Source organism: Dechloromonas denitrificans (assembly GCF_020510665.1).
Classification (GTDB): Bacteria; Pseudomonadota; Gammaproteobacteria; order Burkholderiales; family Rhodocyclaceae; genus Azonexus; species Azonexus denitrificans_B.
Genome location: NZ_CP075187.1, coordinates 3,450,315 through 3,457,400, shown reverse-complemented (window position 1 = coordinate 3,457,400; position 7,086 = coordinate 3,450,315). Strand labels below are relative to the sequence as shown.

At 54.6% G+C, this 7,086-nt stretch carries 8 protein-coding genes; 7 read left to right on the top strand and 1 reads right to left on the bottom strand.

The window, feature by feature from the left end; genetic code table 11:
- Positions 1 to 235: 235 nt before the first annotated feature.
- From rpmH to mnmE, 5 genes are read left to right on the top strand one after another with little or no spacing between them, the layout of a single operon-like run.
- The gene (gene rpmH, locus KI614_RS16350; RefSeq protein WP_011289924.1) at positions 236 to 370 is read left to right on the top strand and encodes a 50S ribosomal protein L34; all 135 of its coding nucleotides are present in this window, start codon (positions 236 to 238) and stop codon (positions 368 to 370) included.
- Positions 371 to 387: 17 nt separating this feature from the next.
- A complete protein-coding gene (rnpA, locus tag KI614_RS16345; RefSeq protein WP_226407008.1) occupies positions 388 to 759 on the top strand; it encodes a ribonuclease P protein component in 372 nt (123 codons plus the stop codon).
- Positions 756 to 965, top strand: a complete 210-nt coding sequence (gene yidD, locus KI614_RS16340; protein WP_203468078.1) for a membrane protein insertion efficiency factor YidD — start codon at positions 756 to 758, stop codon at positions 963 to 965. Before rnpA ends, yidD begins: the two co-directional genes overlap by 4 nt.
- A gap of 30 nt (positions 966 to 995) precedes the next feature.
- Entirely contained in the window at positions 996 to 2,639 is a 1,644-nt protein-coding gene (yidC, locus tag KI614_RS16335) for a membrane protein insertase YidC (RefSeq protein ID WP_226407006.1), read from the top strand.
- 3 nt (positions 2,640 to 2,642) lie between these two features.
- Complete coding sequence (gene mnmE / locus KI614_RS16330) at positions 2,643 to 3,989, top strand: tRNA uridine-5-carboxymethylaminomethyl(34) synthesis GTPase MnmE (RefSeq protein ID WP_226407004.1); 1,347 nt, start codon at positions 2,643 to 2,645, stop codon at positions 3,987 to 3,989.
- Positions 3,990 to 3,994: 5 nt separating this feature from the next.
- On the opposite strand, the gene KI614_RS16325 is transcribed toward mnmE, so the two are convergent.
- Positions 3,995 to 4,588, bottom strand: coding sequence for a DUF2726 domain-containing protein (locus KI614_RS16325; RefSeq protein ID WP_226407002.1), 594 nt, complete (start codon positions 4,586 to 4,588; stop codon positions 3,995 to 3,997).
- A 95-nt stretch (positions 4,589 to 4,683) separates the two neighbouring features.
- On the opposite strand from KI614_RS16325, the gene KI614_RS16320 reads away from it, so the two are divergent.
- Complete coding sequence (locus tag KI614_RS16320) at positions 4,684 to 5,373, top strand: sulfite exporter TauE/SafE family protein (RefSeq protein ID WP_226407000.1); 690 nt, start codon at positions 4,684 to 4,686, stop codon at positions 5,371 to 5,373.
- Between the two features lie 59 nt (positions 5,374 to 5,432).
- The gene (locus KI614_RS16315) at positions 5,433 to 7,079 is read left to right on the top strand and encodes a B12-binding domain-containing radical SAM protein (RefSeq protein WP_226406998.1); all 1,647 of its coding nucleotides are present in this window, start codon (positions 5,433 to 5,435) and stop codon (positions 7,077 to 7,079) included.
- The last annotated feature ends 7 nt before the right edge of the window (positions 7,080 to 7,086 follow it).

Genomic DNA, 7,086 nt, shown 5'->3' with positions numbered 1-7,086 from the left:
TGCCAACAACACTCCTTACTGCACAATCATTAAATGAAAAATTGCAGTATTAACTAATTGATTTAATTGGTAAATATATAACAAAATTGGCGGCTCACTGGCCGCCTTCAGGGCGCTTATTCTACCCCTCATCCACAATGTTATCCACAGCGTTGACAAATAATTGAACTTGACAGAGCACCCTAAAGCACGGTGTAATCACGTGTTTTTCTTAGCACATCAAGGGATTACCAACATGAAACGCACGTATCAACCGTCGGTCGTGCGCCGCAAGCGCACCCATGGCTTCCTGGTTCGTATGCGCACCAAGGGTGGTCGTGCAGTTATTGCTGCTCGCCGCGCCAAAGGTCGCACACGTCTGGCCGTATAAACCGGACGTTCGGCGAGGTGGAACAAACCTTCGCCAGACGCTATCGCCTGACAAAAACGGATGAGTTCTCATCCGTTTTTGGTTTCAGGAGGGCGATTCGCGGACAACTGCTGATGTTGCACTACCAACCCAGAGCTGCCGAATTTACGGAAGCCAGGCTTGGTGTTGTCGTTGGCAAAAAACTCCTAAAACGTGCTGTTGACCGTAACAAAGTCAAACGTATCATTCGGGAGCAGTTTCGCGTTCAAAAATCGAGTCTGCCGGCCTGTGATCTAGTTGTTCGCCTAGCTGTAAAGCCTGGCTTACTGGATGGCAAGCAATTGGCTGGCGATTTTCTCGTCCTGCTGGATAAACTGCGGCGGCCACGGCCAAAGCAGGATGCACGATGAAATACCTGTTGATAGGGCTGGTCCGAGTCTATCAATATGCAATAAGTCCTTTTTTAGGACGAAGCTGCCGCTATTTCCCGACTTGTTCGGAATATACGGTGGAAGCAGTACAGAAACACGGTGCCATCAAGGGTGGCTGGCTGGGTGCGAAGCGCATCTGCCGCTGTCATCCCTGGCATCCCGGTGGGTACGATCCGGTACCCTGATTTGAGAATGCTTGATTACGTAGGCAGTTCATGGACACTCGACGCCTGATTCTGGTTTTGATCTTCACTTTCTCCAGCTTCATGCTGTGGGAAAACTGGCAGAAGTACAACCAGCCCAAGCCGCCGGCTGAAGCTGGTGTAGCTACTGTCGCTGGTGCCGCACCGAAGCCTTCGGCAAATCTGCAGGCTGGTACTGCTTCCGGCGCCGCGCCGGTTGTTGCACCAAGCGTTTCTGCTGCTGAAACCTTTACGGTCAGCACCGATCTGGTTAAGGCAACCATTTCTGCCCAAGGCGGTGATCTGGTTAACCTTGAACTGCTCAAGTACAAAGCACATGAAGACAAGGAAAAAAACTTCCAGCTCTTCGAAGCCACGCACAAGTATGCTGCCCAGAGTGGTCTAACCGATGGCCTGCCGTCTCATCGCTCTGTCTTCAAGCGCGTTGCGGGGCCAAGCAGCTTGGCTGAGGGTTCCGATGAACTGAAGGTGCGTCTGGAAGCAGAGACAACTGACGGCATCAAGGTCGCCAAAACCCTGACTTTCAAGCGTGGTTCCTATGCGGTTGATGTTGCCTGGGAAATTACCAACGGTAGCGACAAGCCTTTTGCGCCACATGCTTATTACCAGTTGCAACGTGACGATGTCGTGCCTGCAGGTGAAACCAAGATGGTTTCCACTTTTACCGGTCCGGCTATCTATACCGACGGTGAAAAGTATCAAAAAGTCACCTTCGAAGATATTGGCAAGGACAAGGCAAAATTCGCCAAGACGGCTGATAACGGCTGGCTGGCCATCGTTCAGCATTACTTCGTTGCTGCCTGGGTACCGAAGGACAAGACGGCGCGCGAGTTCTACATGCGCAAGCTTGAAGGTAGCAATGTCTTCCAGGCAGGTGTGATTGTTCCGGTTGCCGAGATTGCGCCGGGCGCCAAGGGGGAAACCTCGGTCACGTTGTTTGCTGGCCCGCAGGAACAATCTGCGCTCAAGCAAATCGCTACCGGACTTGATCTGGTGGTTGATTACGGTTGGTTGACCGTTGTTGCTGCTCCGATTTTCTGGGCACTGGAAGCAATCCACAAGCTGGTCGGTAACTGGGGTTGGGCGATTGTCCTGCTGACCATCATCATCAAGGCCATTTTCTTCCCGCTGTCCGCCGCTTCCTACAAGTCGATGGGCAAGATGAAGTTGCTGACGCCACGTCTGATGCAACTGAAAGAACGGTTTGCTGATGACAAGCAGCGCCTGAATCAGGAAATGATGAAGCTGTATCAGACCGAAAAGGTTAATCCGCTCGGCGGCTGCCTGCCGATCATGGTTCAGATTCCGGTTTTCATCGCCCTTTACTGGGTGCTGCTGGGTGCGGTTGAAATGCGCGATGCACCGTGGATCCTGTGGATCAAGGATCTGGCTTCGCCGGATCCCTACTACATCCTGCCGGTCATCATGATGGCTTCGATGTTCCTGCAGACCAAGCTCAACCCGACGCCGCCGGATCCGATTCAGGCCAAGGTGATGATGGCCATGCCGCTGATCTTTGGTGTCATGTTCTTCTGGTTCCCGGCCGGTCTGGTGCTTTACTGGGTGGTGAACAACGTACTCTCTATTGCCCAGCAGTGGCAGATCACCCGCATGCTTGAAGCGGGTGGCAAGGCTGCCAACGACGCCAAGGCATAAAGTGTGAAGTCGGACACAATCGCTGCCATCGCCACGGCCCCCGGTCGTGGCGGTGTTGGCGTCATCCGCATTTCGGGCAGCGATTTGCTGCCCTTTGCTTTTGCGCTGACGGCAAAAGAACCCAGGCCGCGCTATGCCACGCTGGCCGATTTCAAAGCAGCTGATGGCAGCACCATCGACAGTGGCCTGCTTCTCTATTTCCCGAATCCTGCTTCTTTTACCGGTGAAGATGTGCTCGAACTGCAGGGACACGGCGGTCCGGTGGTCATGCAGATGCTGCTTGCCCGTTGTCTCGATCTGGGAGCACGCCTGGCCGAGCCCGGTGAATTCAGCCGACGTGCTTTCCTGAATGGAAAACTGGATCTTGCCCAGGCAGAAGCCGTTGCCGATCTGATCGATGCCGCAACAAGCAGTGCCGCGCGCTCTGCCGTGCGTTCCTTGCAGGGTGAATTTTCCAAGGCGATTCACGGCCTGACCGATGAATTGATCAACCTGCGCATGCTGGTTGAAGCAACACTCGACTTTCCGGAAGAGGATATTGACTTTCTCAAGGCGGCCGATGCTTTTGGCCGGCTTGAGCGCTTGCAACTGAAACTGGCTGAAATTTTCGATCGGGCCGGGCAGGGCAAGTTGTTGCAATCCGGGTTGCACGTTGTACTGGCCGGACAGCCTAACGTCGGCAAATCGTCGCTGCTCAATCGTCTGGCCGGTGATGATCTGGCCATTGTCACGCCGATTGCAGGGACAACCCGCGATGCGCTGCGGTCGACCATCCAGATTGAAGGAATTCCGCTTCACATCATCGATACTGCCGGGCTGCGTGAAACCGATGACGAAGTCGAAAAAATTGGCATTGAACGGAGCTGGCGTGAAATCGAGCGTTCCGATGTGGTGTTGCTGCTGGTCGATGCCCGCAGTGGTGTGACCGATGCCGACCGTGAAATCCTGGCCCGTCTGCCGGAAAGATTGAAGCGGGTTACGGTCTACAACAAGATTGATTTGTCCGGCGCTCTGGCTGAACGCCACGATGAACCCGACACGACAGCGATTTCCCTTTCGGCTCGTTCTGGCGACGGCATCGAGCTATTGCGTCAGGAATTGTTGCGTATTGCAGGCTGGCATCAAGCTGAAGATGTATTCATTGCTCGTGAACGGCATTTGCGGGCGCTGGCTTCGGCCCAGGAGCACATTGCGGCAGCGCGCCATGTTGTCGAAGGATATTTGCCGGCTCTCGAACTGTTTGCCGAAGAACTGCGTCTGGCGCAGCAATCGCTCGGTGAAATCACCGGTGAATTCACGGCTGATGACCTGTTGGGGGTCATTTTCAGCCGTTTTTGCATCGGAAAATAATCCGCTTATTCGCGCTCGGCTTCGAGACGATTGCGGCGAATGATGGCATCGGCGATTGCACGACTCAGCGTGTCGGCGTCCGGCAGATTATTCGGGCGGAAGACGATGAGCGGGATACCCAGGCTTTGCAGGGCATCGCGCTTCTCTTCTTCAGCCATCTGGCCGCTCTCGTCAGCGGTGGGCCAGGAAATTTCGATGGCGGCGATAATCGAGAAATCAGCCCCGCAAACGATGAAATCGACACCACGACCTGCCATGCCGCTCAGCCGCTGAGCTTCCTTCCGGCCACGCAGCAGCGCTAGCTGGGCAACACCGACCTGGCTGAAAATGGTCATGTTGGGCATGGCCTCGCGCAAGCGATGGTAGAGTTCCTGCTCGCTTTCATTCAGCAAACGATAAGACTTGCGCCTCGGTGTTTCGATGAAACGTGTTTCCTGATCCAGGTTGAGCGCTTGTTGTGCCCGATCCTTGCGACCGGTTTTCTGGCTGACAGGTGAGATTTTTGGCTCAGTGTGCCCACTGTCTTTCTTGCCGCGCAAAAGCAGGATCAAGCCAAGACCCAAAGCGGCAACCAGCATGCCGATCGTAAAAAAATCCATTTTTCGATTTCCAGATTTCCAGAACGAAATGATGACATGAATATCAAGCCAGCAGATAGTCAGGATGATCAATGATGGAATTGTTTGAAATTGGCATGTCAGCCCTATTCGCCGCCTTGCCTGGCGAGTTGCCTGCCACCTTGTTCGGGACCAACAAATGCGCCAGTGTCGTCGGAACGGCAAATGCAAGCTGGCGCTACGCCCAGAGAGTGCGCATGCCATGGCGAACCATATTGCCTGCCGCGCTCTCTGCCTTCGCTTTGTCCTATCTCGGTGCTGCTGCTGTTGCCTGGTTGCCCAAAGATGCCGTCCGGCCACTCATTTTGCTTTTACTCATCCTTGCTGCGGTCTACACCCTGAAACGCAAGGAATTCGGCCAGGTGCACCGACCGGGGCTCAGTGGATATCGCGAGTTTTGTTTTTCGCTGTTGTTGGGTGGCGTGATCGGGTTTTATGATGGTTTTTTCGGACCGGGAACAGGCAGCTTCCTGATTTTCCTGTTTGTCCGATATTTTGGTTTTGATTTTCTGCATGCATCCGCCAGCGCCAAGGTCGTGAATGTGGCAACCAACCTGGCTGCCCTCATCTATTTTGTGCCGAACGGTTACTTCCTGCCCTTGCTTGCCGGTCTCATGGCACTGGCCAATGTTTGCGGTTCGCTTGCTGGAACCATCCTTGCGCTGAAATATGGCAGCGGCTTTGTCCGCCGGGTATTTTTGTTTGTCGTTGGAATACTGATCATTAAATTTGCCTGGGATACGCTGGCGCTTTTGCTGCATATCTAGTTCGTCACAAAAGGCTGATTTTTCTAATAAAATTAGCTACTTCGTCGAAGGAAGATTCTATGCGCATCACGCTTGTTCACCCTGCCGGGTTCAATTTCGTACCGGGACAACCTGATTTTTCGGTACTGGCCAATCGAATGCCGCCCATCGGCATCATGCAACTGGCTTCCTGGCTGGAAAAATTCGACCATAGCGTGCAATTGCATGACTGCCTCGGCCCTTATGCGCCGCCGACGATTGCTGAAAATGCCGAGATTGTTCTTGCGACAGAACCTGAGATGGTGGGTTTTTCAGCGACGACTTCAGGTTTCATGGATGCCGTTGAAATCGCCACCTACATTCGCCAGCGTCGCCCGGAAATCAAGATCGTATTTGGCAATGTGCATGTTTCCTCGCTGGGTGCCCCGGTTCTCGAAGAGTTTCCGGAAATAGATTACCTGGTGATCGGCGAGGGCGAAGGTGCGCTGCTCGACCTGGCCGATGGCAAGCCGCTCAAGGACATCGGCAACCTGATCTATCGTGATGAAAGCGGCAAGATCCACATCAACCCGCGCCGCGACCGCATCCTCGATCTCGACGAACTGCCCTTCCCGGCCTACGAGAAGCTGGCCGGCTTTCCGCATGCCTATCACCTGCCGCTGTTTGCCTACGAAAAGCGTTACGGCGCGACGATGATCACCTCGCGCGGTTGTCCCTACACCTGCTCGTTCTGCGACCGCACGGTGTTCGAGCGTCTGTACAAGACCAACTCGGCGCAATACACCTACGACCACATGAAGTACCTGCGGGACAACTTCGGGGTCTATCACATCAACATGTACGACGACCTGTTCACGGCCAAGAAGCAGCGCGTCATGGACCTGTGCCAGTTGCTGATCGACAAGCCGCTCGGCGTACAGTGGAATTGCGCCATCCGTACCGGCCATACCTCGGACGAAATGCTCGCCCAGTTGAAGAAAGCCGGCGTGCTGATGGTCTCGATGGGGGTTGAATCGGCCGATCCGGGCATGATGGAACGCCACAAGGCCGGTGTCACGCTGGAGGCGGTGCGCGATACGGTGCGTCAGATCCACGCTGCTGGCATGCGTGCCAAGGGCTTGTTCATTTTCGGCATGCCCGGCGAGACACCGGAAACCGTCAAGGTGACCAGCGATTTCATCCTGTCGCTCGAACTCGACGAGATGAACATGACCAAGTTCAGCCCGCTGCACGGCGCGCCGATCTGGGAAGAATGCGCCAGTCAGGTATCTGGCGATTTCATCGAGGACTGGCGCCTGATGAACTGCCTGAATTTCGTCTTTCTGCCGCACGACTTCAAGTCGCGCGAGGAAATGGATGCGCTGTACAACTGGCATATCAAGCGCTTCTACGACAGCAAGGGTTACCGCCGGCGCTTCGCCAAGCGGCTTTGGGCGCATCGCTGGAGTCTTTGGCACATCCTCAAGCATTTGCCGGAAACCATCGCGGCTGCCCGTTATTTCAGTGCCAACAAGGAACAACTGGAAAAGGCCAAGCGCGAGTTCAAGCTGCATCCTCGTCAGCCGCAGGGCTTGAAGCCTTATCTCAGCCCGGATTTGCAGGTTGATAACATCGTCTCGATGTCGCCGATCAAGATTTCCCGGCGCGAGGCAATGAAAGCGATTCTTCCCGTTGCTGAGGAAGGGACATCCTGTTGCACGCCGCCGGCCGTCAAGGCAGCGGTATAATTGGAAT